The following is a 291-nucleotide window of genomic DNA, read 5'->3' on the forward strand; positions in this document are numbered from 1 at the left end:
GGTGGCGATGCCCAGTGCCGAGCGGTTCGAGCGGCAGCCGGCCGCCTACCGGGACGCCGTACTGCCCAGGGGGGTCGCGGCCCGGGTCTCGGTCGGGGCGGGCTCCGCGCTCGGCTGGCACGCGCTGGCCGGCGAGGCCGGGGTGGCGGTCGGCCTGGACCGGTCCGGGCTGTCCGCGCCGTACCGGACGCTGTACGAACAGCTCGGCTTCACGCCCGAGCGGGTCGCGGCCCAGGCCCGTCGCAGCCTGGCGAAGGCTCGCGAGCGGGCCGCCTGTCCCTCGGTCAGCTC

The 291-nt window shown here is 78.4% G+C and carries 1 protein-coding gene; it reads left to right on the plus strand.

The window, feature by feature from the left end:
- On the plus strand, nucleotides 1–291 hold a 291-nt coding region (locus tag ABD323_RS43295; RefSeq protein WP_425556357.1), incomplete at both ends, for a transketolase-like TK C-terminal-containing protein.

The organism is Kitasatospora nipponensis (assembly GCF_039528135.1).
Classification (GTDB): Bacteria; Actinomycetota; Actinomycetes; order Streptomycetales; family Streptomycetaceae; genus Kitasatospora; species Kitasatospora nipponensis.